The 26,137-nt window shown below is 71.2% G+C and carries 18 protein-coding genes and 1 pseudogene; 8 read left to right on the top strand and 11 right to left on the bottom strand.

Annotation, left to right across the window (positions count from 1 at the left end; all coding sequences use genetic code 11):
- The first annotated feature begins 451 nt into the window (after nucleotides 1-451).
- From AB0J10_RS01510 to AB0J10_RS01500, 3 genes are all read left to right on the top strand, one after another.
- On the top strand, nucleotides 452-2,191 hold the full coding sequence (locus AB0J10_RS01510) for a D-aminoacylase (protein WP_363056582.1): 1,740 nt from the start codon (nucleotides 452-454) through the stop codon (nucleotides 2,189-2,191).
- 98 nt (nucleotides 2,192-2,289) lie between these two features.
- On the top strand, nucleotides 2,290-3,747 hold the full coding sequence (locus AB0J10_RS01505; RefSeq protein ID WP_363056839.1) for an aldehyde dehydrogenase family protein: 1,458 nt from the start codon (nucleotides 2,290-2,292) through the stop codon (nucleotides 3,745-3,747).
- Nucleotides 3,748-3,979: 232 nt separating this feature from the next.
- Nucleotides 3,980-5,539 carry an APC family permease gene (locus tag AB0J10_RS01500; RefSeq protein WP_363056580.1) on the top strand — a complete coding sequence of 520 codons (1,560 nt, stop codon included), beginning with the start codon at nucleotides 3,980-3,982 and terminating at the stop codon, nucleotides 5,537-5,539.
- A 167-nt stretch (nucleotides 5,540-5,706) separates the two neighbouring features.
- Here the strand turns inward: AB0J10_RS01500 and AB0J10_RS01495 are convergent, their stop codons facing one another.
- Both AB0J10_RS01495 and AB0J10_RS01490 read right to left on the bottom strand, forming a co-directional pair.
- Nucleotides 5,707-6,723 (bottom strand): alpha/beta hydrolase, encoded by a 1,017-nt coding sequence (locus AB0J10_RS01495; protein WP_363056578.1) that lies wholly within the window; start codon nucleotides 6,721-6,723, stop codon nucleotides 5,707-5,709.
- A gap of 240 nt (nucleotides 6,724-6,963) precedes the next feature.
- Nucleotides 6,964-7,425: a MarR family transcriptional regulator gene (locus AB0J10_RS01490; protein ID WP_363056576.1), complete on the bottom strand. Its 462-nt coding sequence runs from the start codon at nucleotides 7,423-7,425 to the stop codon at nucleotides 6,964-6,966.
- Nucleotides 7,426-7,529: 104 nt separating this feature from the next.
- Between AB0J10_RS01490 and AB0J10_RS01485 the strand changes: the two genes are divergently transcribed.
- The gene (locus tag AB0J10_RS01485) at nucleotides 7,530-8,393 is read left to right on the top strand and encodes an SDR family NAD(P)-dependent oxidoreductase (RefSeq protein ID WP_363056574.1); all 864 of its coding nucleotides are present in this window, start codon (nucleotides 7,530-7,532) and stop codon (nucleotides 8,391-8,393) included.
- A 52-nt stretch (nucleotides 8,394-8,445) separates the two neighbouring features.
- Here AB0J10_RS01485 and AB0J10_RS01480 read toward each other — a convergent pair whose 3' ends face one another.
- The 3 genes and pseudogenes from AB0J10_RS01480 to AB0J10_RS01470 form a co-directional block, all read right to left on the bottom strand.
- A complete protein-coding gene (locus AB0J10_RS01480; protein WP_363056572.1) occupies nucleotides 8,446-10,071 on the bottom strand; it encodes an IS200/IS605 family accessory protein TnpB-related protein in 1,626 nt (541 codons plus the stop codon).
- Nucleotides 10,064-10,677 (bottom strand): annotated as a pseudogene (locus tag AB0J10_RS01475) (IS607 family transposase). The gene AB0J10_RS01480 and the pseudogene AB0J10_RS01475 overlap by 8 nt, the downstream one beginning before the upstream one ends.
- 20 nt (nucleotides 10,678-10,697) lie before the next feature.
- Nucleotides 10,698-12,266: a CehA/McbA family metallohydrolase gene (locus tag AB0J10_RS01470; protein WP_363056570.1), complete on the bottom strand. Its 1,569-nt coding sequence runs from the start codon at nucleotides 12,264-12,266 to the stop codon at nucleotides 10,698-10,700.
- A 252-nt stretch (nucleotides 12,267-12,518) separates the two neighbouring features.
- Here AB0J10_RS01470 and AB0J10_RS01465 point away from each other — a divergent pair, with 252 nt between their 5' ends.
- Nucleotides 12,519-13,349: an LLM class F420-dependent oxidoreductase gene (locus AB0J10_RS01465; RefSeq protein WP_363056568.1), complete on the top strand. Its 831-nt coding sequence runs from the start codon at nucleotides 12,519-12,521 to the stop codon at nucleotides 13,347-13,349.
- Nucleotides 13,350-13,435: 86 nt separating this feature from the next.
- On the opposite strand, the gene AB0J10_RS01460 is transcribed toward AB0J10_RS01465, so the two are convergent.
- Both AB0J10_RS01460 and AB0J10_RS01455 read right to left on the bottom strand, forming a co-directional pair.
- Nucleotides 13,436-13,678: a DUF397 domain-containing protein gene (locus tag AB0J10_RS01460; protein WP_363056566.1), complete on the bottom strand. Its 243-nt coding sequence runs from the start codon at nucleotides 13,676-13,678 to the stop codon at nucleotides 13,436-13,438.
- Entirely contained in the window at nucleotides 13,675-14,544 is an 870-nt protein-coding gene (locus AB0J10_RS01455; protein ID WP_363056564.1) for a helix-turn-helix transcriptional regulator, read from the bottom strand. The genes AB0J10_RS01460 and AB0J10_RS01455 overlap by 4 nt, the downstream gene beginning before the upstream one ends.
- Nucleotides 14,545-14,679: 135 nt before the next feature.
- On the opposite strand from AB0J10_RS01455, the gene AB0J10_RS01450 reads away from it, so the two are divergent.
- On the top strand, nucleotides 14,680-15,192 hold the full coding sequence (locus AB0J10_RS01450) for an ATP-binding protein (RefSeq protein ID WP_363056562.1): 513 nt from the start codon (nucleotides 14,680-14,682) through the stop codon (nucleotides 15,190-15,192).
- Here AB0J10_RS01450 and AB0J10_RS01445 read toward each other — a convergent pair.
- From AB0J10_RS01445 to AB0J10_RS01430, 4 genes are read right to left on the bottom strand one after another with little or no spacing between them, the layout of a single operon-like run.
- Nucleotides 15,139-15,555 carry a contact-dependent growth inhibition system immunity protein gene (locus AB0J10_RS01445; RefSeq protein ID WP_363056560.1) on the bottom strand — a complete coding sequence of 139 codons (417 nt, stop codon included), beginning with the start codon at nucleotides 15,553-15,555 and terminating at the stop codon, nucleotides 15,139-15,141. The genes AB0J10_RS01450 and AB0J10_RS01445 overlap by 54 nt on opposite strands.
- A gap of 51 nt (nucleotides 15,556-15,606) precedes the next feature.
- A complete protein-coding gene (locus AB0J10_RS01440) occupies nucleotides 15,607-20,316 on the bottom strand; it encodes a putative T7SS-secreted protein (RefSeq protein WP_363056558.1) in 4,710 nt (1,569 codons plus the stop codon).
- Entirely contained in the window at nucleotides 20,316-20,963 is a 648-nt protein-coding gene (locus AB0J10_RS01435; protein WP_363056556.1) for a hypothetical protein, read from the bottom strand. Before AB0J10_RS01435 ends, AB0J10_RS01440 begins: the two co-directional genes overlap by 1 nt.
- Complete coding sequence (locus AB0J10_RS01430) at nucleotides 20,944-21,528, bottom strand: SseB family protein (RefSeq protein WP_363056554.1); 585 nt, start codon at nucleotides 21,526-21,528, stop codon at nucleotides 20,944-20,946. Before AB0J10_RS01430 ends, AB0J10_RS01435 begins: the two co-directional genes overlap by 20 nt.
- 616 nt (nucleotides 21,529-22,144) lie before the next feature.
- Here AB0J10_RS01430 and AB0J10_RS01425 point away from each other — a divergent pair.
- Nucleotides 22,145-24,691 carry a bifunctional FO biosynthesis protein CofGH gene (locus tag AB0J10_RS01425; protein WP_363056837.1) on the top strand — a complete coding sequence of 849 codons (2,547 nt, stop codon included), beginning with the start codon at nucleotides 22,145-22,147 and terminating at the stop codon, nucleotides 24,689-24,691.
- 260 nt (nucleotides 24,692-24,951) lie between these two features.
- Nucleotides 24,952-26,067: an ADP-ribosylglycohydrolase family protein gene (locus tag AB0J10_RS01420; RefSeq protein ID WP_363056552.1), complete on the top strand. Its 1,116-nt coding sequence runs from the start codon at nucleotides 24,952-24,954 to the stop codon at nucleotides 26,065-26,067.
- Nucleotides 26,068-26,137: the final 70 nt, after the last annotated feature.

Below are 26,137 nucleotides of genomic sequence, written 5' to 3'. Positions count from 1 at the left end.
CCCGGCGGCCGTAGCGGACCGTCGGCGGGCGCCCGTGGCGCTCCCGACCGACGGGAGGGGCCGCGTCCCGAGCGGGTTCACGGCGCCCGCCCGTGCACCGAGGACCGCGGGCGGTGGCATCCCGGGCCGCCTCCCGCACCCGGCCCGGTCGGAGGGCCACGCGGCCGCGGCCGGCCGCGGCGCCCCCGACCGGGCCACGCCCGTACCCACCACATCCCCGTCCGTCGCGCCCCGTGGACAGCACCACCCGCCCACCGCACCACCCGTCCACCGCACCACCGGCCCACCACATCACCGGCCCACACCGGCCGACAGCGACCCCGAGCACCGCCCCAGCCGAGGCCGATCGGACCGTACCGCCCCAGCCGACCGCACCGGCGCCCGACGCCCACGGCACCGACGCCCCTACCCCGATGCCGGCGCAGCGCCCCCGCACGCGAAAGGGACGACCATGCTCGACCACCTCATCACGCGCGCGACCGTCGTCGACGGCACCGGCGCCCCCGCCTTCTCCGCCGACGTCGGCATCCGCGAGGGCCGCATCGCCGTCATCGCCGAACCCGGCACCGCCACCGAGGAGGCCAGGACCACCGAGGACGCGACCGGGCTCGTCCTCACGCCCGGCTTCGTCGACCCGCACACCCACTACGACGCCCAGCTGTTCTGGGACCCGTACGCCACTCCGTCCCTGAACCACGGTGTGACGACGGTCGCCGGCGGAAACTGCGGGTTCACCCTCGCGCCGCTGAACCCCGACCGCCCGGAGGACGCCGACTACACGCGGCGGATGATGTCCAAGGTCGAGGGCATGTCCCTGGTCGCCCTCGAAGAGGGGGCGCCGTGGAACTGGCACACCTTCGGCGAGTACCTGGACGCGCTCGACGGCCGCGTCGCCGTCAACGCCGGCTTCATGGTGGGCCACTGCGCGCTGCGCCGGCACGTCATGGGCCCGGACGCGATCGGCGGCCGGCCCACCGGGGAGCAGCTCCGGCAGATGCTCACGCTCCTCCACGACGCCATGGACGCCGGTGCCTGGGGGCTGTCCACGACGCAGTCGGCCACCCACTCCGACGGCGACGGCAACCCCGTGGCCTCCCGGTACGCGGAGCCCGCCGAACTCCTCGCGCTCTCCCGTGCCGTCGGCGAGCACGAGGGCACCCAGCTCGAGGCGATCGTCGCGGGCTGCCTCGACCGGTTCGCGGAGGAGGAGATCGACCTGCTCGTCGAGATGAGCGCCGCCGCGGGCCGGCCGCTCAACTGGAACGTGCTCACCGTCGACGCCGCCGTACCCGAACGCGTCCCCCGCCAACTCGTGCCGAGTGAAAGGGCCCGCCGCGCGGGCGGCCGGATCGTCGCCCTCACCATGCCGATCCTCACCCCGATGAACATGTCGCTGGGCACCTTCTGCGCCCTCAACCTCATCCCCGGCTGGGGCGAGATCCTGGGGCTGCCCGTCCCGGAGCGGATCGCGAGGCTCCGTGACCCGGACGTCCGCGCGGAGATGCTGCGCCGCGCCCGCTCCAGGGAGGCGGGCGTCTTCCGCAGGCTCGCCGACTTCGACCGGTACGTCATCGGCGACACCTACTCCGCCGGGAACGAGGGCCTCACCGGGCGGGTCGTGCGCGACATCGCTGCCGAGCGGGGCCAGGACCCCTTCCAGTGCCTGGTGGAGATCTGCGCCGGCGACGGTCTGCGCACGGTCCTGTGGCCGATGCCCACCGACAACGACCCCGCCAGCTGGGCGCTGCGGGCGGAGACCTGGCAGCACGAGGACGTGCTGCTCGGAGGCTCCGACGCGGGCGCGCACCTGGACCGGATGTGCGGTGCGCCGTACACGACCAGGTTCCTCGGCGACTGTCTGCGCGGCCGGAGGCTCGTGGGACTGGAGGCCGCGGTGAAGATGCTCACCGACGACCCGGCGCAGCTCTTCGGGCTGCGCGAACGCGGCCGGATCGTCCAGGGCCACCACGCGGACCTGGTCCTCTTCGACCCGGAGCGGATCGACGCGGGGCCGGCGACCCTCGTCCACGACCTGCCCGGCGACAGCCCGCGGCTGGACTCGCGCGCGCTGGGGGTCGTGTCCGTGCGCGTCAACGGGGTCGAGGCGATCCGCGAGGACCGGGTCACCGGAGCGGTGCCCGGCCGGGTGCTGCGCTCGGGCCGTGACACCAGGACGGTGAGCACCAAGTGACCGGTGAGCACCGAATGACCGGTGGGCGGCAAGTGACCGGTGAGTGGCAAGTGACCGGTGGGCGCCGGGTGGCCGGGCGGTCCGCCGTGCCGCGGACGATTCCCGAGCAGCGGCTCTTCATCGGCGGGGAGTGGGTGGAGCCGGACCTCGGCCACTACGAGGTGATCGACCCGGCCACCGAAGAGGTCGTCGGCCTCGCGCCCGAGGCCGGCCGCGACCAGGTGCACGAGGCTGCCGCTGCCGCCCGGGACGCGTTCGAGGCGTGGTCGCGCACGGCCCCCGAGCAGCGGGCGGCTGTCCTGGACCGGGCGGCGGACGTCATCCAGCGCGAGTTCGACGCGTACGCGGAGCTGGCCCGCGGCGAGACGGGCGCCACCACGGGCACCGCTCGGGGCATGCAGGTCGCGGTCGGTCTGTCCCGCTTCCGCCGGTACGCGCGGGGTGCGCTGGAGCCCGTCGAGCAGGGCCTGCCGCCGCAGGTCAACGAGGCCGGTCCGATGGGCCGGGCGGGTGTCCTCGGCGCGCTCGCCGCGCGCCGCCCGGTCGGCGTGGTCACCTGCATCACCTCGTACAACAACCCGTGGGCGAACGCGGCGGGCAAGGTCGCCCCGGCACTGGCGATGGGCAACACCGTCGTGGTGAAGCCGGCCCCGCAGGACCCGCTGTCGGTCTACCGGATGGCCGAGGCGCTGGCGGAGGCGGGCGCTCCACCGGGGGTGGTCAACGTGGTGAGCGGTTCCCGTGCGGAGGCGGGCGAGGCCGCGGTGGACTCGCCCGATGTCGACATGGTCAGCTTCACCGGTTCCACGGCCGTCGGGCAGCGCATCGGCGAAGTGTGCGGGCGGAGCATGAAGCGGCAGCTGTTGGAGCTGGGCGGCAAGGGCGCCGCGCTCGTCTTCGACGACGCCGACCTCGACTCCGCGGTCCTGGGCATCGGTACGACGTTCGCCTTCTACAGCGGCCAGATCTGCACCGCGCCGACCCGGGTGCTGGCCCAGCGCGGGGTGTACGAGCGGCTGGTCGAGCGGCTCGGTGCCTTCGCCGGCAGGCTGAAGGTCGGCGACCCGGCGGAACGGGACACCGTCGTCGGCCCGGTGATCTCCGCCGCCCACCGCGACCGGGTCGAGTCGTACATCGAGCTGGGCAGGAAGGAGGGCGCGCGCCTGGTCGTCGGCGGGGAGCGCCCCGACCCGGCGCGCGGCTACTACGTCGCCCCGACGCTCTTGGCGGACTGCGGCAACGGCATGCGTGTCGTCCGGGAGGAGATCTTCGGCCCGGTGGTGGTCGTGGTGCCCTTCGGCGACGAGGAGGAGGGCGTGGCGCTGGCCAACGACAGCGACTACGGACTGATCGACTACGTCTGGTCGGGCGACGTCGCCAGGGCGTTCCGGGTGGCGGGGCGGCTGCGGGCCGGCGGGGTCGGCGTGAACACCGTCGGCCGGAACATGGAGGCGCCGTTCGGCGGCTTCAAGAAGAGCGGGGTGGGTCGGGACGTGGGCTCGTACGCGCTCCACGCCTACAGCGAGCTGCAGGCGATCGTGTGGCCCGGTGGGTGAGCCGTGGGCCGGGCGATGAAGCTCACGGGAAATTTTCCAACCGGGGCAAATCGGACGTGGCTGCGGTTTTCGCAATCCGGAACACTTTGCTCGGTGCCTGTGAATGTGGAGGGATTCAGTTTCCAATCCTTTGAATCCGTGGCGTATGTCGCGCGGTGAATAGGTATTCAAGGTCCCGTATCCGAAGCTGACGCCTCCGGATACGGGAACCGCAGCATCTAACGTCCTCTCCATGACTCAGCTGGAGACGCGGCCCCAGGTCGGAGACACGGTAGGGGGACGCTCCGAAGGGGGCGTCCGGGCCAAGGGGCTGGAGAAGAACTCCGTCGGCCTCCTCGGCAGTGCCGTCATCGGTATCTCGACGGTCGCCCCCGTGTACTGCCTGACCTCGACGCTCGGCTCCACCGCCGGCGAGGTCGGGCTGCAGATGCCCGCCGTGTTCCTGGCCGGCTTCCTGCCGATGCTGCTCGTCGCCTTCGCCTACCGCGAGCTGAACCGGGCGATGCCGGACTCCGGCACCTCCTTCACCTGGACGGTGAAGGCCTTCGGCCCGCGCGTCGGCTGGATGTGCGGCTGGGGCCTGGTGATCGCCACCATCATCGTGCTCTCCAACCTCGCCGGCGTCGCGACCTCGTACTTCTGGCTGCTGGCCGGAGAGATCACGGGCAGCGAGTCGGTCGCCGCCCTCGACGGCATCAAGGCCGTCCACATCCTCACCTGCCTCGTCCTCATCGCCGTCGCCACCGCGATCAGCTACCGCGGCATGACCGCCACCAAGCGAGTGCAGTACACCCTGGTCGGACTCCAGCTCGTCGTCCTCGCCGTGTTCGTCGCGATGGCCCTCCAGAAGGCCGGCAGCGGCGCGTTCGACACCGGTGTCGACTTCTCCTGGTCCTGGATGAACCCCTTCGCGGTCCAGTCCTTCGCGGCCTTCACCGCCGGACTGTCGCTGTCGATCTTCATGTACTGGGGCTGGGACGCCTGCCTGTCGACCAACGAGGAGACCACCGGCTCCGACCGGACCCCAGGGCGCGCCGCCCTCATCGCCATGGTCGTCCTCGTCGGCTCCTACCTCGCCACCGGGATCGCCGCCCAGATGGCCGTCGGCTCCGGCGACAAGGGCCTCGGCCTCGCCAACCCGGACACCTCCGACAACGTCTTCGCCGCGCTCGCCGGTCCCGTCATGGGCCCGCTCCTCGGCGTCGCGCTCTTCGTCGCCGTGCTCGCCTCGGCCACGGCCAGCCTCCAGACGACGTTCATCCCGGTCGCCCGCACCGTGCTCGCCATGTCCTCGTACGAGGCCCTGCCCGAGTCCTTCTCCAAGGTCAACCCGCGCTTCAAGGTCCCCGGCCGTGCCACGGTCGTCGCGGGCGTCGCCACCGGCGCGTTCTACACCGTGATGACGCTCGTCAGCGAGCACGTCCTGGTCGACACCATCTACGCGCTCGGCCTCATGATCTGCTTCTACTACGCGCTGACGGCCTTCGCCTGCGTCTGGTACTTCCGCGCGGAGCTCTTCCGCTCCGGCCGCGACTTCGCCTTCAAGGGCCTCTTCCCCGCCCTCGGCGGGGTGCTGCTCTCGGCCGTCTTCGGCAAGACGCTCTTCGACATGTGGGACCCGGCCTACGGATCCGGCTCCGCGGTCTTCGGTGTCGGCTCCGTCTTCGTGATCGGCGTCGGCCTGCTGCTGCTCGGCGGAGTGATCATGCTGGTGATGCAGCGGCGCAGCCCGGCGTTCTTCCGCGGAGAAGTGCTCACCAAGGACACCCCGTCGCTGGTGATCCCGGACTGAGTCGCGGTGCTCCGTGGCCGGGACCCGGACCGGGTCGCCGGTGGTCCTGGGGTCTCCCCGGCCCGGACGGTATGCCCCCGAAGGGCCGGCCCGCGTCCCCGGCGCTCGCCGGGGCCGGGGCCGGGCCCTTCCGGTGCTCGGCGCCCTTCCGGTGCTCGGCGCCCTTCTCAGGGCTGCCCGGGGCCGCCCGGGAGGGATCGCAGCCAGTCCACCAGCAGCGTGCCGACCTCGTCCGCCCGTTCCTGCTGGACCCAGTGACCGCAGCCCTCCAGGATGTGGGAGGACACCAGGCGGGGCAGCGTCGCCGGGTAGGCCTTGATGGCGTCCGCCATCCACAGGGTGGGCCCGTCGTGCTCCCCGCCGATGAACAGGGACGGCTGGGTGATCGGCGCACCGTCCCAGGCCGCGAGATCCACCCAGTCCCGGTCGATGTTGCGATAGCGGTTGAGCGGGCCGGTCATGCCGCCCCGCTCGAACTCGCCCGCGTAGAAGTCCAGATCGTCCTCGGTCAGCCAGGACGGCAGTGGGCCGCTCGGGAACCGGTCGGAGAGCCTTCCCCCCGGCGGGACGGAGAAGCGCGGACCGTCGGTGGAGGGCTTCACCTCGCCCGAGGCGGCGGCGTAGAACCCGGCCAGCCAGGACCTGACGTCCGGCTCGATCTCGGCCTCCGCCCGGCCCGGCGCCTGGAAGTACTGGATGTAGAACTCCTCCGCCCCGCCGAGCAGCGCCAACGCCTCCGTGGGAGGCAGGCCACCGCCCCGCGGTGCGTAGGGCACGCTGAGCAGCGCCACGGCCGTGAAGAGATCAGGTCGCAGCAGGGCGGTGTTCGCCGCGATGGGCGAGCCCCAGTCGTGCCCCACGATCACCGCGGACTCCGCGCCGAGTGCCTTCACCACCGCGACGTTGTCGGCGACATGGGCCAGCATCCCGTACGCCTCCCGGTGGACCGGTTTCGAGGACCGTCCGTAGCCGCGGACGTCGATCGCGACCGCGTGATAGCCCGCGGCGGCGATCACCGGGAGCTGGTGGCGCCACGAGTACCAGGACTCGGGGAATCCGTGGACCATCAGGACCAGGGGTCCCGAGCCCTGTTCCACCAGATGGATGCGCCCGCCCGGGGTGTCCACCAGGCGGTGCCGCGGCGGCCGCCCTGGCGCGGCGGAAGAGCTGACGGGGTGTGACATCCGGCCTCCTGGAATGCCCTCGGGCCCCGGCGAGGAGCCGGACGGCAGCCCGTGCGCAGATATGGGTACGACTCAGGCATACCGCCCGGTGGTGCTCCTCGAACGTGCGGCGGGGCGCGGTGCTCCTCGAACGTGCGGCGGGGTGCGGGGCGCCTCTGTGGGCTTCGGAAGGCGCGGAGAAGGCGCGGAGAGGGGGCCCGGTCCCGGGCGGCGCAGGCCCCGGCCTCCTCGGCCGTGCCGTCAGGCGTCCTTGTGCGCCTTGAGCTTGCGCCAGATCGCGCCCAGGGCCGCCATGTCCTGCTTGTCCAGGACATCGGTGAAGACGGGGGCCAGGCATGCGCGCCGGGTCGCGTCGGCCTCCTCGAACACCCGGCGCCCCTCGGCGGTGAGCGCGACCTCGACGGATCGGGCGTCCCTGGCCGACGGTGTGCGGGAGACCAGCCCGCGGGTCTGCAGTGCGTCGAGGACGCGGGAGACCTGGCTGCGGCTCAGCATGGTGCTGTTGCCGAGTACGGAGGCGGCGACGGGCTCGTCGCTGCTCGCGAGCCAGAGCATCACCTCGAACCAGGAGACCGGCAGGTCGTGGGCCTTGGACAGGGCGCGGTCGACGCGCTCGGTGAGCACGGTCCCGGCCCAGACCAGGCCGTAGAAGGCGTGGTCGGCCTCGGGCATCTCCGCCGGGGTGAGTTTCCTGGTCGCCATGCCTCCGATCATACCGGCTTGCGTGTGTGCACACACAATGCTTAAGGTGTGTGCACACACATGAATCATCGGTGTGCATCCCCTCCACTTCCGAAGGAACCCTCATGTCCTCCTCCGCCACCCCCGCCACCACACCCAAGGTCGTCCTCATCACCGGTACCTCCTCCGGCATCGGCCTGGCCGCCGCGGTCGCAGCGGCCGGTGCCGGCTGGCGCACCGTCGCGACCCTCCGCGACCCGGGCCGCGCCGACGCTCTCCGCAAGGCGGCCGCCGAGGCCGGGGTCGAGCTCGACATCCGGCAGCTCGACGTCGTCGACGAGGCGTCCGTCACCGCCGCTGTCGAAGGGGTGATCGCCGACCACGGCCGGCTCGACGCCGTGATCAACAACGCGGGCGCCGGGCAGCTCGGCACGCTGGAGAACCAGACCGTCGCCGACGTACGCAGGGTCATGGAGGTCAACTTCTTCGGCGTCCTCAACGTCTCCAAGGCCGCCTTCCCCCATCTGCGCGCCACCGGCGGCCGTCTGATCACCGTCACCAGCGTCGGCGGAGTCGTCGGTCAGCCCTTCAACGAGGCCTACTGCGCGGCGAAGTTCGCCGTCGAGGGCTACATGGAGAGCCTGGCGCCGGTCGCCGCGTCCGTCGGCGTGAGCGTGTCCGTCGTCGAACCGGGCGCCGTGGCGACAGAGTTCGTCAACAACGTCGGCCTCGACCTGGAGGCCGAGATCGCGGCGGCCGGCCCCTACGCCCCGGCCCTGGACGCCTACGTCAACCGCACCGTGGCACGGTTCCTGACCGGCGCCCAGACCCAGGACGAGGCCGCCGTGGCCGTACTGGAGGCACTGACGGCCGACCGCCCCGCGTTCCGCCTCCAGACCTCCGACTGGGCACGCGACTTCACCGGCATGAAGCTGAACGACCTGGACGGCTCCGCGGTGCTGGGGACCACGGGCGGCTGGGTGGCATGACGTCCGGCCGGGCGGCCCGCCCGGCTCGGCCCGTGACGCCGGCCTACCGTTCCTATTCAGTGGGCAGGAGTGAGTCTTGGATCCAGACCTGGTCACTGCGGACATCCCGAACGGTCTTGGGTGTCCTGGTCGCCCGCGTTCGCTCCGCGTCCGGTGGCACGCATCGTGTGCGTGGTCCGGGAATGCGGGGGCGGGTTTCCTCACGCCCTCGGTCACGGTGTCCGGCCTGGGCGGTCCGATGTCCACGACGATCGCTCTGGTCGTCGTGGGGCGGTGCCGTCCGTCGCCGGATACGGTGTCCAAGGGCGCGTCGTCCGATCGCGACGCTTGCCGCGTCGTGTCGGCTGGTCCTGCGGTTCTTCGAGGCCAGGGGCTTCTGCCAGTGCTCAGCGCCCCAGCGGGAGGTGTACGCCGGGTCCACGGCGACGAGGGGGATGGCGAGTTCGGCCGCCATGGACACGAGCCGGGCTCGCAGCCTGGCCACGGGCATGCCGGAGATGAGCCTGCGGAACCGCTTACGCCGTCCGTGCTTCTCCCGGGTCTTCTCCGAGCCGAAGTCGAGGTCTTCTACCGCGATCGACAGGCCGTACCGCTTGGCCCAGTGCAACAGGCGGGTGAGGGCGTGCCGGACCTGGGCGTCCCGGTGCCGGGTGTTGCCGGACAGGTCGTAGGAGAAGCGGCGGGGCTCGCCGCACGGGTTGCCGTGGGCGTCGAGCCGCCACGCGGCGAGGTGATCGGCGTTCGTGTCGACGCCGATCAGGCCCCCGGTGCGGGCCTGGGTGAGGGGCACGGTCTGGACTGGCGGGATCGTCCACGACGCGGTCAGGTACCAGCGTCCGCGCTCCACGTCCAGGTGGATGCGGTAGGCGACGGCACGGTTCGCGGCCACGCGGTCAGCCCACTGATCGCCCCGGTGATGGAACTGCACGGTGCCGATGGGGACGTACCGGCCGTGCCTGGCGTTGGCCAGGTGCGCGAGCGGCGTCGGCAGCTTGATGCTGACCTGGCCGTCCGGGGTGACGCGGATCGTTTCGTTGCCGAAGCGTTTGCCCAACTCGCCGTCAGCGGCGAGGAACCAGCGTTCGGCTTCCCAGCGCTGCCGCCACGCATCCTCGGTGAGCCGCGCGGCGTCGAGGTTATGCCGGCCCAGGGCCAGCTTCTTCCCGCCGCGTACGACGCGGACACGCCCCGTTTCACGGTCGGCCTGCTCACGTTCCAGCCGGTCTTCCAGCAGGTGCAGGCGCCGTGTCTTGACGAACCACTCCTGTTTCGTGCGGTAACCGCCCGGCGCCCGTTTCGTGCCCTTCTCCCCGACCGGCAGTGACAGGCGGTGCGCGACCGTGCGGATACCGGCCTCCAGGCCCTGGATGTGCGCCAGCTGGGCCCTGCGGGACAGCGCCCACTGATCGTGCGTGGCCTTCGTGATGCTCCCCGCCCAGCGCGAGGAAGAATCCTCAGTCAGCTCCCGCTTACGGGCCGCCCACGTCTCGGTGGAGTGCTCCAGTCCGTCAGCACACCTGCGCTTGAGATCCTTCGACGCCAGCGAGCCGAGGTGCACGCCCACGGCCCGCAGCACCTTGTCATCGTCGGCAGTCAGGCCCTTGAACCGGGTGCGGATCGCTACGCCGGACGGGCCGAGAGCAACGAATGGCGCGGCGATCGGGCGGAGGTCAGCCATGTTCGGCGGCCTCCAGTGCCTTGCGGGCGCGGTTCTTCGCTGACCTGCGCCCGTACAGGCGGGCGCAGAACGACGTCAGCACCTCCACCATGTCCCGCACCAGGTCGTCTTCGACCTCGCCGTTGTCCAGCACCAGCAGGCGACGGCCCGTCGCGGACAAGGCGGCCTCGACAAGCTCGACGTTCACCCGGCCGAGCCGGTCCTTGTGCTCCACCACCACGCAGGTCACGTCCGGGTCGGCCAGCAGACGCCGGGCCTTGGAACGGCAGCCGTTCATCCCGGAAGCGGTCTCCCCCTCAACACGAACGACTGGGTGACCGGCCTTCGCTGCCCACGCCGACAGCCGAGCGACCTGGCCTTCCAGATCGGTCTTCTGATCGTGCGAGGACACGCGGGCATACAGGCCCAGACCGCCGATGGCCCCGGGCGTGGTGTTCGCCTCGACGTTCACCAGGATCGTGCGTGGCCCGACCCTTCCCCAAGCTCTCAACTTCGTTCGAGCAGGGGAGACCCCATTGCCGGTACCGGCAACGTCCCCTCACGGAACCAGCGATACGCGGTCTGCGGATGCACGCCCTGCGTCTTCGCCCATTCCGTCAGATTCACGCTCTGACAACGACACTCACTCATACATGGTTACGCTCACTTACCCGACTTCGAGGACCAGCAGGTGGAGACCCCTGGCGCCCCAGGAAGACCGGGTTCGTCAACGCGGCCAGCGGGCCGGGGAAGCCCGGGATCGGCACGAGCGCCGGGTGGCGCACCTCCGCGCGGACGTACGCCGCGTACGCCGCCGTCGTACGCCACTCCACCGTGCCCGTGCCCTCCGCCGGGAGCGTCGCCGAGTGCAGCACCCCCTGGTCGGTGACGATCCGGGCGGTTCGCCCCGGGGCGCCGGTGACCTCCAGACGGACCGTGACCGGGTCGTCGGCGCCGACCCGGAGCCGCTCGCCGATGCCCGCACGCCGGCCCCGGCCCCCGTACACGGCGAACGACAGCGACACGGCCGACGACTCGGCGACGTACGAGCGGCCCGCGCGCAGACCGTCCAGGATCGCCTCGCGCGTCAGGTCGTCGGCGAGGACCACGGTCTGCGGGGTGCCCACCGCGTCCGGATCCCGGTGGGCGTCGCTGCTGCCCATCGCCGGGGTCCAGCGGCCGCCCGAGCGTACGGCGGCCACGAGGGTGCTGTCCCAGTCGGCGAGGGACACGTCGTCGTCCGGGGTGTACGGGCCGTTCCACACCTCCACCGCGTCCGCCTCGCCGAAGCCGAACTTCCAGTTGCAGCCGATGCAGGTGGCGTGCGGATGCGCGGGCACGACGAGGCCGCCGGCGCGGCGGATCGCCCGGGCGTAGTGGCCGAAGCGGTTGTCCCTGGCCCGGTAGCGCCAGTCGACGAACGTGCCCGGATCGGTGCCGAGGGCCACGACGTGGCCGTTGCGGGTGGTGACCTCCTCCCCGAGGAGCACCAGCAGGTCGTCCCCGGCGGCGCTCGCCCACGCCCCGTGCCCCGCGTGCGTGTTGTGCTCGCTGCTGTTGACGAAGTCCAGCCCGGCGGCGCGGGCGAGGGCCGCGATCTCGTCGGGGGTGCGGCGGCCGTCCGAGTACCACGAGTGCAGATGGCAGTCGCCCCGGTACCAGGCCCGGCCCCGGCCCTTCGCCCGCTCCGGTGGGTACACGGGCTTCGGCGTCGGCGCCGGCTTCCCGTACGTGAGTGTGACGGTCACGGTGTACGCGAGGCCCTGCGGCGCGATCGTGTACGGGCCGAGCGCGATGTGCCACGTGCCCGCCCGGACCGGCCCCGCGACGTAGCCCGGCGTCGCCTCGTCGCCCCGGATGAAGAACTCGCCGCGCGCCCCGCCCGACCAGCCGCGGAAACCCTCACCGCCGAGCGCGGTGCCACGCTCGTCGAAGATGCCGATGTCGAGGGCGTTGCCCTGCGTCCCCGCCGGGACCTGCGGCCTCTCGTAGGCGTACGACACCCTGATCTCCGCGACCCCGCGCGGCACCTCCACGGGCAGGTACACGAAGTCGGGGGAGCCGGGCGGCAGCGTGCCGCGCACGACCTCGGTGCTCTGTCCGGCCGCGGTGCCCGCTGCCTCGGCGAAGCTCACACCGCCCAAAGTAAGCGCGGTGGCGGCTCCCGTCACGAACAGTCCGCGTCTGCTGAGGTCCGCGTCGTCCTCGATGCCCATGCCGTCGGCTCCCCGGGGGTGGTGAGAGGGGCAGGAGTGGTCACGTGCCTGGTGTCCTCAACCTCGTACCCGGCCGTGAACGCCTCGGCAAGGGGCGGGGAGCGTCCGATGACCGGGACATGGCGTTCCACCCTCCCTCATGCGGGGGCCCCGCGCCGTCCCCCGTCCGGTCCCGGGCCCTCGGAATCTCGCGCCGCAGCGCGTAGCTTGGGCCCCGCCACCACCACAGCCGACGAGGGCGGAGGAGCCGCTGTGCGGATCTCGACCACGATCTTCCTGACGGACGAGACGATCACCCCGCCGCGGCTGGCGCGGGAACTGGAGGAACGCGGCTTCGCCGGTCTGTACGTGCCCGAGCACACCCACATCCCGGTCGAACGGACCTCCCCCTACCCGGCGGGCGGCGACCTGCCGCCCGAGTACGGCCGCACCCTCGACCCCTTCGTCGCCCTCGGTCAGGCCGCGGCGGTCACCACCACCCTCGGCCTCGGCACGGGAATCACGCTCCTCGCCCAGCACGACCCCATCGCCCTCGCCAAGCAGATCGCGACCCTCGACCACCTCAGCGGCGGCCGCTTCACCCTCGGTGTCGGCTTCGGCTGGAACAGGGAGGAAGCGGCCGACCACGGCGTGGAGTGGTCGACGCGGCGTGACCTCAGCCGCGACCGCATGCACCTGATGCGCGCCCTGTGGGCCGCGGAACCGACCGCCTACGAGGGCGACTTCGGATCCGTCCGCGCCTCCTGGGCCTACCCGAAGCCGGCGAGCGGGCCCGCACCCCGCACCCTCGTCGGCGGCGCGGCGGGCCCGAAGCTCTTCTCCCACATCGCCGACTACGCCGACGGCTGGCTCCCCATCGGCGGCCGGGGCCTCACGGAGTCGCTGCCGGTCCTGCGGGAGACCTGGGAACAGGCGGGCCGCGACCCGAAGACCCTCCAGGTCGTCCCGTACGCGGTCCTCCCCTCGGCGGGGAAGCTCGAGCGCTACGCGGAACTCGGCTGCGAGGAGGTCGTACTGCAGTTGCCGCCCGCGGGGGAGGGGGAGGTGCTGCGGGTGCTGGACGAGTACGGGAAGTACGTGTGACACCGACCCTGCCCGCCGAGCCGCGGCCCTCCTCTTCCGCGCCCTCCCCCCTGGGCGGGCGCGCGTACGGGTGGCGCAGTTGTGGGTCAGTCCTGGGTGAACGACACGAACGAGGCCCAGGAGGCGGGGGCGAACGTGAGCACGGGGCCGTCCGTGTTCTTGGAGTCGCGGACGTGGACGGTGGTGGGACAAGCGGCGACCTCGACGCAGGCGCCGCCTTCCCCGCCGCTGTGGCTGGACTTCCGCCAGGCGTAGGCGACTTCGACGCAGGTACCGCCTTCCCCGCCGCTGTGGCTGCTCTTGAACCACTGGAGCTGCTCGGTGTTCATCGAAGTTCCCCCAGCATCTTCTCGATCAGGGACAAGGACTCCAAGGGCGCCAGGGCCCGTGCCCTCATGATCCCATAGCGTTCGGAGAAGACGCGGACCTCTTCCAGGGCAGTGATCAGCCGTGGATATCCCTGGATTTCGGTGTATGCCACTTGATGCCGCCCCTTGGGAGTCAGCAATGTGAACGCGCCGTCCATGCACGGGTGTTCCTCGTGAGCGGTAGGCATTACCTGAAGCTCCACGGTCCGCAGGCGCCCGGCACGCAGCAGTCTACGCAACTGGTGCTCGTGGACAGTGGGTCCGCCGTTCGGCCGTTGGAGTACGGACTCCTCCACCACAAAACTGAACGTCGGCGCCGGCCAGCGCTCGAAGATCTGCTGTCGAGCCAGTCGGTCGGCCACGCGCTTCTCGATCGTCGCTTCGTCCAGGAGTGGTCGTCGCTGGGCGAAGATGGCCCGCGCGTATTCTTCGGTCTGAAGAAGTCCCGGGATGGCCTGATTGCAGTACTCGTGGAGTGCGACAGCATCTGCCTCCGCCTTGGCAAAATCCCGGAACCAGTCCGGATGCCGCGTCCGCGCCCTCGTCAGCGCCTTCTCCACATCCGGGATCGCGGCCTTCAGCACACCCCGCGCCCCCAGCACCTCGTCCGCAAGCAGCAGGAACGCCGGTTGCGGCGTTCGTACCCCGCGCTCCATGGAGGAGACCAGCGCCTCGCCGCAGTGCGTTGCCGCCCCCAGCTCCCGCTGACTGAGTGCGGCTGCCTCGCGCAACACCTTGATCTGCTTGCCGAGCGAGTTGAAGAGCAGCGCGGTCCCGTCCTCCTCCACTGGCCGCTCCGGCCGCTCCTCGTGTCCCGCCTCCGCCATACCCCGTACCGCCCTCGCCTGCCGCACTGGTCACGGTCGACGCCCCGTACAGTGCCCCGGCCGTGCTCGTACGGCTACGCTCCGTCGCATCGTCACTCCTGGTCAGGGTACTCGCGACCGGACACGCTCAGTGACATGAAAGCCGAAACCGCCACCCTCACGGTCGAGTTCACCCAACGCCTCAGCGCCACCCGTCGAGGCGCCCGCCTCGCCCGGCGCTTGGCCGTCCACCGCCTCGACGACTGGGGCATCCCGTACGGCAGCGAACTCTCCGACGTCGCCGCACTGATCGTCGCCGAACTCGCGGCGGACGCGGTCACCCACGGCCGCGTCCCCGGCCGCGACTTCGAACTGCGCCTGCTGCTCACAGGGGCGATCCTCCCCATCGAGGTCTCCGACACCCGCGCCGAACGACTCCCGACCGCACTCGGAGCGCCGTCCCTCAACTCCGAAACGGGGCGTGGCCTGCTCGTCGTGTCCGCGCTCGCCGCAGCCTGGGGCGTGGCAGACCGCTCCGTTGGCAAGACGGGCTGTTCTTCAGTAGATCCGCTGTTGCGACCCTCCCGTGGAGGCGGGATCTCCATCAACTCCGGATCATTCAGACGTCGCCTGCAGGAACACCTGAATGTCCGATTCGATATACGGTGACAGATCGGTGAGGGTTGCCAGAATGGTCTTGAGCTCCTGTGCGAATTGCGGCATGCGCGTCCAAGTGGCTGGTTCCACAGTCAGGACTGCGGATAGCAAGTCATCATCGTAGAATCCGCCGGCTGCTTGTGCTGGTGCGGTATCGCGGAGGATCTCCAAAGCGAGCGGAATTAGATAAGGCAATCCGACGTTTTGTCCGATCAGGCGCCGTAGCTCCTCAACGCTGAGACTTCCGATCGGGCGAGCTCGCAGTGCGTGAACCGCCTTCACCAGGCCCGTGGCGTCAAGTGAAGGCTCCGGCCATCGCCGCCCCTCGAGTTCTTCCAGTGAGCGTTGACGATCAATTGAATTGTTCACGAGCACCTCGCTGCCATTGTCTCTTGGTGTCTTGGGTACGGCAAAGGTAGGCATCCTTCATCGATGCCCGATCGAGTGGAGAAAGCCGTTCAGCTTGTTGAGCATTCTGTTGACTTCGCTGTGCTTGCTTATGAGAACATCCAGCCCGCGATCCGTCAGGGTGTCGGGTAGCTGTTTTATTTCCAGTTCAAGGACTTTTCGAATCTTGTCGAGGCCGTTCCTGGCCTGCTTCAAATCGGCGATGTGGTCGAAGGGAGTTCCATCGGGCTTTCGGGCCACGACTTCGCCGTTCGCTTCGCGTCGCGCTGCGTCGTAATGATTGTGATTGGGTTGGGAATTGATCTCGCCAACGGGGTCTTTCTTGATGTTCTCCAGCTTTTCGAGTGACCTTTGAGCCGCATCACTCAGCCCCAGCTCGCATGGGGCTAGGCCCAGTGGGTCAGCCCAGCCCGTCGGATTGTGAACGTAAGTACTGTAGTTTGGCGCCGGAGCCAAGCCCAAAGGATCCGCCGACAGGTACCGCCCCGTCTCCGGGTCGTAGTGCCGGTGGAAGTTGTAGTGCAGCCCCGTCTCCGGGTCGAAGTACTGCCCCGGAAACCGCAGTGGCGTGTACGCCGTGCTCGACCGCGCCCATGTCGTCGTACCCCACAGCGTGCTCCGGGTGTGCCACGCCAGTTCGCCGGACTCGTCGATGAGTTCGGTCGGCGTCCCCACCAGGTCCGTGACGATGGCGAAGAAGCGCTCGTCGATCGCCTCCTGCGAGGCCAGCGAGGCCTGGGACGCCTGGGGCGCCTGGGGCGCCTGCGAGGCCTGGAAGGAGTCCGACGGGAGGATGCGTTCCGTCTGGGCGAGGGGGTGCAGGCCGTCGTGGTCCCAGGTCAGCGCGACCGGATGGGGCAGGTCCACCGACTCCGTCGTCTGTTCGCACAGCGTCGCGCCGTCCCATGTGAACGACACCCGCTCGACCACCGTGACGCCGTCGTCGCCCAGGCGCTGCTTCGCGATGCGGCGGCCCAGCGCGTCGTAGCGGTAGCGCCACACCGTGCCGTCCGGTGTGGTGACCGATGTGAGCCGGTCCTCGGCGTCCCATGCGTAGCGCCAGGTGTCCGGCTTGCGTGACAGGCGGGTCTTCTGGCGCAGTACGACGCGGCCCTGGGCGTCGTGCTCGTAGCGGACGTTGCCGGCGCGGGTGATGCGGGTGCCCGTGTAGGCGCGGGCGCCCGTCGCCTCCTGGCCGGGGTGCGTGGCGGGCCAGGACGCGTCGGTCTGGTTGCCCGCCGCGTCATAGGCGTAGCGCTCGGTCCAGTTCGCGGCGTGGACGGCGGTGACGCGTCCGTCGGCGTCCAGGTCGAACGTCCTCGTTCCGGAGAGTCGGTCGTCGACGCCGACGAGGTGGCCGTCCGCGCGGTAGGAGTAGCCGCGTCGCTGGAGGCTGCCGCTCGCGCCCATGACGTGCTGGTCCGTGAGCCGGCCCATCGGGTCGAAGGCGTGGTGGAGCGTGACCGTCCCGCCGATGCGGCGGGCCAGTTCCTGGCCGGCCGCGTCACGGTCGAAGCCGATCGTCCGTCCCGAGGTCGTCAGCTCCGCGCGGTGCCCGGCCGCGTCGTACGACCAGGAGCTGGCCGCGCCGCCCGGCGTCGTCCGTCCGGTCCGCCTGCCCAGGGTGTCGTACGCGAACGTCGTCTCGCGGCCCTCCACCGACTCCGACCTCAACCGCCCGTAGCGGTCGCGGAGCCGGGTCAGCGTCGCGTCCGGGCCCGTCGCCACGGCGAGTTCGTCGAAGATGTCGTACTCGTACGTGGTGACGGATCCCTCGGCGTCCTTGCGGACGATCTGGCCGAGCGCGTTGCGTGTGAACCGCACGCGCTGGCCGAGGCCGTTGCTGCGGGACGCGAGGCGGCCGGCGGCGTCGTACTCGTATGCGAGGGTCCGGTCGTCGAAGTCGGTCTCGGACTTCAGCAGGCCGGCGGGGTCGTATTCGTAGTCCCAGGTCAGGCCCTGCGGGTTGGTCACCCGGGTCAGACGCAGATTGGAGTCGTGGGCGAACTCGTACCGCACCCCGTCCGGGCCCGTCCGTGCCACGAGGAGGTCGAAGTCCGTGTACTCGAAGGTGGTGACACCGCCCATGGCGTCGGTGTGGGAGGTGCAGTTGCCCTCGCCGTCGTACGTCCAGGACTGCACGCCGCCGTCCGCCTCGACGCGCCGCGCGAGCCTGCCCTCGACCGTCCACTCCAGTCGTGTCACCGCGCCCAGCGGGTCGGTGATCGCGACCGGCCGTCCGAACCGGTCCCGTTCGCAGCGTGTGGTCGCGCCCAGCGGGTCGGTGATCTCCAGCGGAAGCCCCGCCCTGTCGCAGCGCACCCGCGTGGTGTGTCCCAGGGCGTCCGTGACCGACGTCGGATGACCCGCTCCGTCGTACGTGAAATGTGTCGTCGCGCCCGCGGCGTCCGTCGCGGAGACGCGGTTGCCGCGTTCGTCGTACGTCCGGCGCACCACCGTCCCGTCGGCGCCGCGGACGCGGACCGGCAGCCCCGGACCGTCGTACTCGGCCGACAGTTCCCGCCCGTCCGGGCGGCGCACGGTCACCGGGCGGCCGCCCTCGTCGTATGTGGTGCTCGTGATGTGGCCGAGCGGGTCGGCGGTGGCGAGGAGCCGGTTGAACGGGTCGTACTCGAAGCGGGTGACGGCGCCGTTCGCGTCGATCTCGGCGACGACCTGCTGCCGCTCGTTGATCACATGCCGTCTGGTGTGGCCGAGGCCGTCGGTCGTCGAGGTCATGCGCAGCCCGGTGTCCGGGTCCGTGTCGTCCCAGGTGAAGCGGGACTCGACGTGGCCGTTCGTGCCGGACTGGTACACGCACCGGTCCAGGCCGTCGTAGACGTAGTCGTAGTGGCTGCCGTTGGTGTCGGTCCATGACGTCATGCGGCCGAGGTCGTCGTAGCCGAACCGCACCGGCAGGCCGCTGGAGTTGACGACCTCGGTCAGATGGCCGTCCGTGTAGCCGTAGCGGAGGATCTCCTGGTCCGAGCCGTCGGCGGCCGCCCCGGCGAGGTGCAGGGCGGTGATCCTGCCCTCGTCCGTGGTGAGCTTCAGGTGGTAGCCGCCGTGGTGCACGATCGACGTCGGTGCGCCGGATTCGTCGTGGTCGAAGCTGATCCAGCGGCCGTTGCGGTCGTCGATCCGGTCCAGGAGTGCCAGTTCGTCGGTGTGGTCGGTGAAGTGCCACACCCGGCCGGTGTCGGGGTCGGTGACCGTGTAACCGTCCTCCGTACGGTCCAGGGGCCAGCGCCTTCCGTGCGTGGGCAATACGGGAACGCCCGGCGCGGGGTGCGGATAGGCGAGCAGACTGCCCTCGTCGCAGGCGAGGACGACGCCCTCGGAGTCGATCTCCAGGCGCTGGTCCACGGTGCTGGACCAGGTCGGGCCGAACCAGCGGCCCGCCCGGTACGAGGAGTCGAAGGTGCGCCGGAACACCAGCGGCAGCGAGCCGGGGAGGGCGATGTCGGTCTGCGGCAGCAGGACGCGGCCGCTCGCGGTGTCGACCGGGTCTCCTTCGCACTTGGTCTCACTGCACCGCTTGCCCGTGCTGTCGGGGTCCTTGGTGTGCCCGTCGCGGACCTTCGACGGGCTGTCGGGAACGCCCTTCATCCCGGCCCTGATCCCGCCCCGGACCAGCCCGGCGCCCTTGCTGCCGACGATCTCCGGGATGAGGCGCCCCAGGAACTCCGACGGGTCGCCCTTCGCCGCCTCCCAGGCGTTCTTCAGCGCGCGGTCGGGGTTCGCGGCGGTGGAGACGAGCCCGGCGAGGGTCATGTTGAGACCCTTGTAGTACTCGGCCGGGTGGGTCAGGTTGTACGCATCGAGCGGGTTGACCGAACGGACGAAGTTGACGAGTCCGGCGGCCCCCTTGACGACACCACCGGTCAGATGGGTCATCTCCACGCCCTGGGCCAGACCGTAGTCCGCCAGCTCGAGCTTGACCTTGTCGCGCCCCGTGGGCTCCTTCGGGGCATGGGCCATGGCCGCCGTGACCGCTGTCTTCGCGGTGTCCGCGGCCTCGTTGCGGTGCCGCCGGGCCTCCTTCAGGATCTCCTGTGCCCGCTGCCGCTTGGCTTTTCCCGGGTCGGTGAACGGGCCGGGCCTCGGCGGGGGACTGGCGCTGTCGCGGGCGGCGTTGTAGGCGTCGACCTTCTTGTTGTACGCCTCGGCCGCCGTCCTGGAGTCGGCGTCACCCTCCTTGTGGAGGGCGATTGCCTCGCGCGCCCTGCCCTGGGCGGAGGTGACGGCCTTCGCGTAGGTCTCCAGTGCCTTGGCCGCGGCCTCGAAGGCGTCGGCGGCGTGCAGCCAGTCCGTCGGAAGCGTCTCGAACTTCTTGCGGAAGGTGTCCGCCGCCTCGCCCTTCCAGTGGGTCGAGTCGAGCTTCTTCATCCCGCCGCCGACGAGGTCGAACGCCTGCTGGAAGTCGCGGAGGTTCTTCACCGTGGAGGTGATCGCCTCCGGGTTCCCGTGGATGAGCTCGTTGGCCTCCTCGGTCTGCCCGAGCTGCTGCTCGCCCACGTCGGCGCCGAGCGAGGAGGCGGTCTCGTCGCCCCAGTCCTCGACGCCGTCCGCCCAGTCGTCCGCCCCGACCTTCTCCAGGCCCTCGCCGATCCGGTCGGTCGTCCAGTCGACGCCCTCGCCGACCTTCTCCTTGGCCTTGTCGATGCCGCTGTCGACGACGTCGATGCCCTTGTCGAGGGCCTTCCCCAGGTCGCCCAGATCCACCATCAGCGGCGCTCCCCCCAACGCGGCTCCTCGGCCTGCGCGACCGTCTCCCGCGACGGATCCAGCGTCTCGCGCAGCCGGGCGTCCGTCGCCTCACGCAGCTCGGGGTCGATCAGCCCCTGGCGCTCGAAGGCGTCCATCTGCGCGTCCGCCACGTCGTAACCGGTGTTCTTCCAGGTCTGTTTGACCTCCTGGTGCGCCTCGGAGAAGGACTCGGCGCTCCAGTCCGGGTCGTCGGTGGGGGACTGGGTGCTGATCTCGTCCCAGCTCTTTCCCTTGACCTCGTCCTCGCTGAGGTGGGGGTTGCCGTTCAGCGAGTTCACGCCGATCTTGATGGAGTCCTTGACGTACTGCTCCTGCTCGGCGAACGACCCCGCCGACAGGCCGACGGCCTGCGCGAACCCGTTCCCCTTCAGCGTCAGCGCCCGGACGCCCCACTCCCAGCGGTCGCAGAAGGTCCCGAACTCGTCGGCGAGACCGCCGTGGCCGAGTTCCACTCCCGACAGGGAGAGTTCCGAGAAGCCGCGTCCCGCGGTCGCCTCGCCGATCATGCCGAGGTCCTTGAGCTCGGAGTGGGCGAGGTCGATGCCCTTCACGATGGCCGCGAGCGCCGCCGGCGGCGCCTTGAGATCAGGATTCTGCCCGCTCATCGCTTCCTTCCCCCGTCTTCGTGAGATCCACTGCCACCGCGTCGGGCACGATGCCTCTGACGGGCGGGAACAACATGCCGTCGGCGCTGCCCGCATCCAGGGCCACACCGCCCGGTCCGGGCAGCAGGGGCACCATGGCGTCCAGCAGGCGGGCGCCGAGCACCGTACGGTACTTCCACGCACGGCGCGTATCGCCCCGCGCCTGGGCGAAGCGTGCCAGTGCCTCCTCGTTCGAGAAGGCGCAGATCCAGCGGACGCCGTTCAGATCGGCGGTCCACGGACTGTCGTGCTCGTCGAACGGTACGAGTACGGCGGTGCGCCGGAATTCCCCGAGCAACCGCGCAAACTCCCGGCGTGCGGCTTTCAGTTCGCCGTCCGCCGTCACACCGGCCGTGGCGCCCACCGCAGTCGAATCCGGTATTTCTCCGGATGGTTCGGGCGTGGTGTGGTCGCCAGCGTCGCCGAGCGAAGGTTCGGGTGCCGTCCAACTGGCCAACTCGGCCAGTCTCGAGACCCGGCCGGGCTCTGTGGTGCTGTCTGTGGCGTCGTCCCCGTTCTGACTCACGAGGGAATGCTGTCATGGGCTCGTTCCCGAATGCAACGCGTAATTCCCGCTCAGAGCAGGGCGATTCGGGCGGGTGTTGGGCTTACTCGCGCGGACGGAGGGACGGGAGGGGCCGGCTCCGCCCGGGGACCGGGGTGCCGGAGCTTCGTACGCAACGCGTCACTCGCCCCGCCCCGCCCTCCTCCCGGCCAGGCGATCCTGCGCCGACCGCCCAGCCCGGGCGTCCACGCTCCAGGCGTCCCCCTCCACAGGGCCGGCGGGTGGTCGTCGTTCACCGGGATCGAGGCGTGCGCATCGCCCGGTCGTCACCGACCGAACCAGGAACGTCGCCTCGCCGTACCGACCATCACGACCCCCGCCCCGTACCACCGATCACCGGGACCCGTGTCGTCGGACCCTCGCGCCCCGTACTCCCGTGCCCCCGGATGGTACGTCCGTCCCGTCCGCGGCCCCCCGGCGCCCGGCACCTCCGCCCGACCCTGCCACCGACCCTTTTCGGCGCATACGCCCCCACCCCCGTCCCACTGTCCGTCCGCGCTCGTATGCTCGCTGCATGACGGATCACCAGGCGGGCGACCGGGTCGGAGACCAGGCGGGTCGTCCGACCGCCAACGCGATGCGCCGCGCCCTCAGGCGGGCCCGGGACGGTGTCGCGCTCGACATCGGGGAGGCCGCCGTGCTGCTGCAGGCGCGCGGCACGGACCTGGAGGACCTGTGCGCGTCCGCGGCTCGGGTGCGGGACGCGGGGCTGGAGGCGGCGGGGCGGCCCGGGGTCATCACGTACTCGAAGAGCGTGTTCATCCCGCTCACCAGACTGTGCCGGGACAAGTGCCACTACTGCACCTTCGCCACCGTCCCCGGCAAGCTCCGCCGCGCCGGCGAAGGCATGTTCATGTCGCCGGACGAGGTGCTGGACATCGCACGGCGCGGAGCCGAACTGGGCTGCAAGGAAGCCCTCATCACCCTCGGCGACAAGCCGGAGGACCGCTGGCCCGAGGCGCGCGAGTGGCTGGAGGCGGAGGGGTACGACGACACCATCGCCTACGTACGGGCCATGGCGATCCGCATCCTGGAGGAGACCGGGCTCCTGCCCCACCTGAACCCGGGCGTGATGACCTGGACGGACTTCCAGCGGCTCAAGCCCGTCGCCCCCTCGATGGGCATGATGCTGGAGACCACGGCCACCCGTCTCTGGTCCGAGCCCGGCGGTCCGCACCACGGATCGCCCGACAAGGAGCCGGCGGTGCGGCTGCGGGTGCTGGAGGACGCGGGGCGCAGCTCCGTGCCGTTCACCAGCGGGCTGCTGATCGGGATCGGCGAGACGTACGAGGAGCGCGCGGAGTCGCTGTTCGCGCTGCGCCGGGTATCCCGCGCCTACCACGGCATCCAGGAGCTGATCGTTCAGAACTTCCGCGCCAAGCCCGACACGGCGATGCGCGGCATGCCGGACGCCGAGCTGGACGACCTCGTCGCCACCATCGCCGTCGCCCGGCACATCATGGGCCCCTCCGGCTGCCTCCAGGCGCCTCCGAACCTCGTGGACGAGGAGTACGGACGCCTCATCGGCGCCGGCATCGACGACTGGGGCGGGGTGTCGCCGCTGACGCCCGACCACGTCAACCCCGAGCGGCCGTGGCCCCAGATCGACCTGCTCGCCGAGCGGTCGGCGGCCGCCGGATTCCGGCTGCGCGAACGGCTCGCCGTGTACCCGGAGTTCGTCCGGCGCGGTGAGCCCTGGCTGGACCCCCGGCTGCTCCCGCACGTGCGGGCCCTCGCCGACCCCGGGACCGGTCTCGCCATCGAGGGCGCGCTGCCCGCCGGCCTGCCCTGGCAGGAGCCGGACGAGGGCTTCGTCGCCAGCGGGCGGACCGATCTGCACCGCACCATCGACACCGACGGCCGGACCTCGGACCGCCGGGAGGACTTCGACGAGGTGTACGGGGACTGGGGCGCCCTGCGCGAGGCGGCGGCGCCCGGCATGGTGCCGTCGCGCATCGACACCGACGTACGGCACGCCCTGGCCACGGCGGCGGACGATCCGGCGAAGCTCACCGACGACGAGGCCCTCGCGCTGCTGCACGCCGACGGGCCCGCGCTGGACGCGCTCTGCTCGATCGCCGACGACCTGCGCCGTGACGTCGTCGGCGACGACGTCACGTACATCGTCACCCGCAACATCAACTTCACCAACGTCTGCTACACCGGTTGCCGCTTCTGCGCCTTCGCCCAGCGCCGGACCGACGCCGACGCGTACACCCTGTCTCTGGGCCAGGTCGCCGACCGCGCCCAGCAGGCGTGGGACGTCGGCGCGGTCGAGGTGTGCATGCAGGGCGGCATCCACCCCGACCTGCCCGGCACCGCGTACTTCGACATCGCCCGGGCCGTGAAGCAGCGCGTCCCCGGCATGCACGTGCACGCGTTCTCCCCCATGGAGGTCGTGAACGGCGCGACGCGCACCGGTATGTCGATCCGCGAGTGGCTGACCGCGGCCAAGGAGGCGGGTCTGGACTCCATCCCCGGGACGGCCGCGGAGATCCTCGACGACGAGGTGCGCTGGGTGCTGACGAAGGGCAAGCTGCCCACCGCCACCTGGATCGAGGTCGTCACCACCGCCCACGAACTGGGCATCCGCTCCTCGTCGACGATGATGTACGGGCACGTCGACCAGCCCCGCCACTGGCTGGGCCATTTCCGTACCCTGTCCCGCATCCAGCAGCAGACGGGCGGGTTCACGGAGTTCGTGACCCTGCCCTTCATCCACACCAACGCGCCCGTCTACCTGGCCGGGATCGCCAGGCCCGGGCCCACGACCCGCGACAACCGGGCCGTCACGGCGATGGCCCGGCTGCTGCTCCACCCGCACATCCCGAACATCCAGACCAGCTGGGTGAAGCTCGGCGCGGAAGGCGCCGCGGAGATGCTGCGCTCCGGTGCGAACGACGTCGGCGGCACGCTGATGGAGGAGACCATCTCCAGGATGGCCGGTTCCAGTTACGGCTCGTACCGCTCCGTCCGCGACCTGACGGCCATCGCCGACGCCGCCGGACGCCCGTCGAGGCCCCGTACGACGCTGTACGGCGAGGTCCCAGCGGAGCGGCGACGCGCGGCTGCGGACTCCGACGGCCACCTCCCGGAGCTGCTGCCGGTGCTGGAGCAGGGCTGAGGAGGACGCCCGTCCCGCGCCGGTGACCCCGCCCTCCGCGACGCCCGGCCGACGACACCCACGACCGTGCAGGTCAAGGCGGCCGGCGGCCGGGTGCCGCCGATGTCTCACCCGTACCTGGCAGGCCGCGGGCGGCGATCGGAACCGGCCCGAAGCCGACCGTGGCATTCCGCTTCAGCGGCCGTTCCGGCTGGATCGCGCCCATGAAGCGATCTCTCGCGGTCGATTACAGTGCTCCGCACGAGAAGGTAGGGAGCCGCGTGACCACACCAGCCGCAGCCGTCTGGGGACGTGCCGAGCAGCAGGACTTCCGCGCCCGGGTGCGCGGCTGTCTGCTGGGCGGGGCCATCGGCGACGCACTGGGCGCCGGGGTCGCCGCGCTGTCGCTCGACGAGATACGCGCCGCCCACGGCCCGGACGGCGTCACCGATCTCGTTCCCGCCTACGGCCGCCGCGGCGCGGTCACCGCCGCCACCCAGCTGACCCTCTTCACCGTCGACGGCCTCATACGCGCCCAGGTCCGCCGTGACACCGGCGCCTGGCACCCGCCGACCGACGTCCACCGCGCCCATCTGCGCTGGGCGGCCACCCAGCGGGACTGGGGACCCGACGAGCGTCGCAAGGACAACGGCTGGCTCGCCCGCGAGGAATGGCTCTACACCCGCCGCGACCCCGCCCCCGCCTGCCTCACCGGTCTCGCGGACGAGGTGCTCGGCACCGTCGACAAACCCAAGAACCCCACGGCCCGCGACGCCGGTGCGCTCGTGCGGTCCGCTCCCTTCGGGCTGCTCGTGGGCTGGGAGCCGCAGCTGGTCTGCCAGCTGGCCGTGGAGTGCGCGGCGCAGACCCACGGCCACCCCACCGCGTACCTCTCGGCCGGCGCCTTCGCGGTGATCGTCCACGGGCTTGCCCGGGGCGAGACCGTCGACGGGACCGTCCAGCGGGCGCTGTCCCTGCTCACGCCCAGGCCAGGGCACCAGCCCGTGAGCGATGCGCTCAAGCAGGCCCTGGGCGCCGTGCGCCAGGGCATTCCGAGTGCCACCCGCATCGACGCGCTCGGTGACCCCGAGAACGCCGAGGACGCCCTCGCCGTCGCCGTCTACTGCACCCTCGTCAGCGAGGACGTCCGCCACGGGCTCCGCCTCGCCGTCAATCACGACGGCCCCTCCCACACCACCGGCACTCTCTGCGGCGCCCTGCTCGGCGCGCTGCACGGAGAGACGGCCCTGCCGCCCGCCTGGCTGTCCGAGATCGAGGGCCGCTCCACGGTCCTCGAACTCGCCGACGACTTCGCCATGGAGATGACCCAGGGACCGGCGCTCCACGGGCCCGCCGCCTCCGCCCCCGGCTGGCTCCAGCGCTATCCGCGAGGTTGAGTCCGGCCGGCCGCGACCCGCTCGCGCACGGTCGGGGCCGGTCTGCTTCCGGGCAGTCGGCACGTGCACC

The sequence above is a fragment of the Streptomyces sp. NPDC049887 genome, from assembly GCF_040656535.1.
GTDB lineage: Bacteria > Actinomycetota > Actinomycetes > Streptomycetales > Streptomycetaceae > Streptomyces.
The sequence above is the reverse complement of the archived record's forward strand: the minus strand, read 5'-3'. Positions and strand labels throughout refer to the sequence as shown.

What these genes read in the sequence shown, in the direction of transcription:
- AB0J10_RS01510 (WP_363056582.1), top strand. Translation starts at nt 452, where the DNA reads ATGCTCGACCACCTCATCACGCGCGCGACCGTCGTCGACGGCACCGGC.
- AB0J10_RS01500 (WP_363056580.1), top strand. Translation starts at nt 3,980, where the DNA reads ATGACTCAGCTGGAGACGCGGCCCCAGGTCGGAGACACGGTAGGGGGA.
- AB0J10_RS01495 (WP_363056578.1), bottom strand. Translation starts at nt 6,723, where the DNA reads ATGTCACACCCCGTCAGCTCTTCCGCCGCGCCAGGGCGGCCGCCGCGG.
- AB0J10_RS01490 (WP_363056576.1), bottom strand. Translation starts at nt 7,425, where the DNA reads ATGGCGACCAGGAAACTCACCCCGGCGGAGATGCCCGAGGCCGACCAC.
- AB0J10_RS01485 (WP_363056574.1), top strand. Translation starts at nt 7,530, where the DNA reads ATGTCCTCCTCCGCCACCCCCGCCACCACACCCAAGGTCGTCCTCATC.
- AB0J10_RS01480 (WP_363056572.1), bottom strand. Translation starts at nt 10,071, where the DNA reads ATGGCTGACCTCCGCCCGATCGCCGCGCCATTCGTTGCTCTCGGCCCG.
- AB0J10_RS01470 (WP_363056570.1), bottom strand. Translation starts at nt 12,266, where the DNA reads ATGGGCATCGAGGACGACGCGGACCTCAGCAGACGCGGACTGTTCGTG.
- AB0J10_RS01460 (WP_363056566.1), bottom strand. Translation starts at nt 13,678, where the DNA reads ATGAACACCGAGCAGCTCCAGTGGTTCAAGAGCAGCCACAGCGGCGGG.
- AB0J10_RS01455 (WP_363056564.1), bottom strand. Translation starts at nt 14,544, where the DNA reads ATGGCGGAGGCGGGACACGAGGAGCGGCCGGAGCGGCCAGTGGAGGAG.
- AB0J10_RS01450 (WP_363056562.1), top strand. Translation starts at nt 14,680, where the DNA reads ATGAAAGCCGAAACCGCCACCCTCACGGTCGAGTTCACCCAACGCCTC.
- AB0J10_RS01440 (WP_363056558.1), bottom strand. Translation starts at nt 20,316, where the DNA reads ATGGTGGATCTGGGCGACCTGGGGAAGGCCCTCGACAAGGGCATCGAC.
- AB0J10_RS01435 (WP_363056556.1), bottom strand. Translation starts at nt 20,963, where the DNA reads ATGAGCGGGCAGAATCCTGATCTCAAGGCGCCGCCGGCGGCGCTCGCG.
- AB0J10_RS01425 (WP_363056837.1), top strand. Translation starts at nt 22,145, where the DNA reads ATGCGCCGCGCCCTCAGGCGGGCCCGGGACGGTGTCGCGCTCGACATC.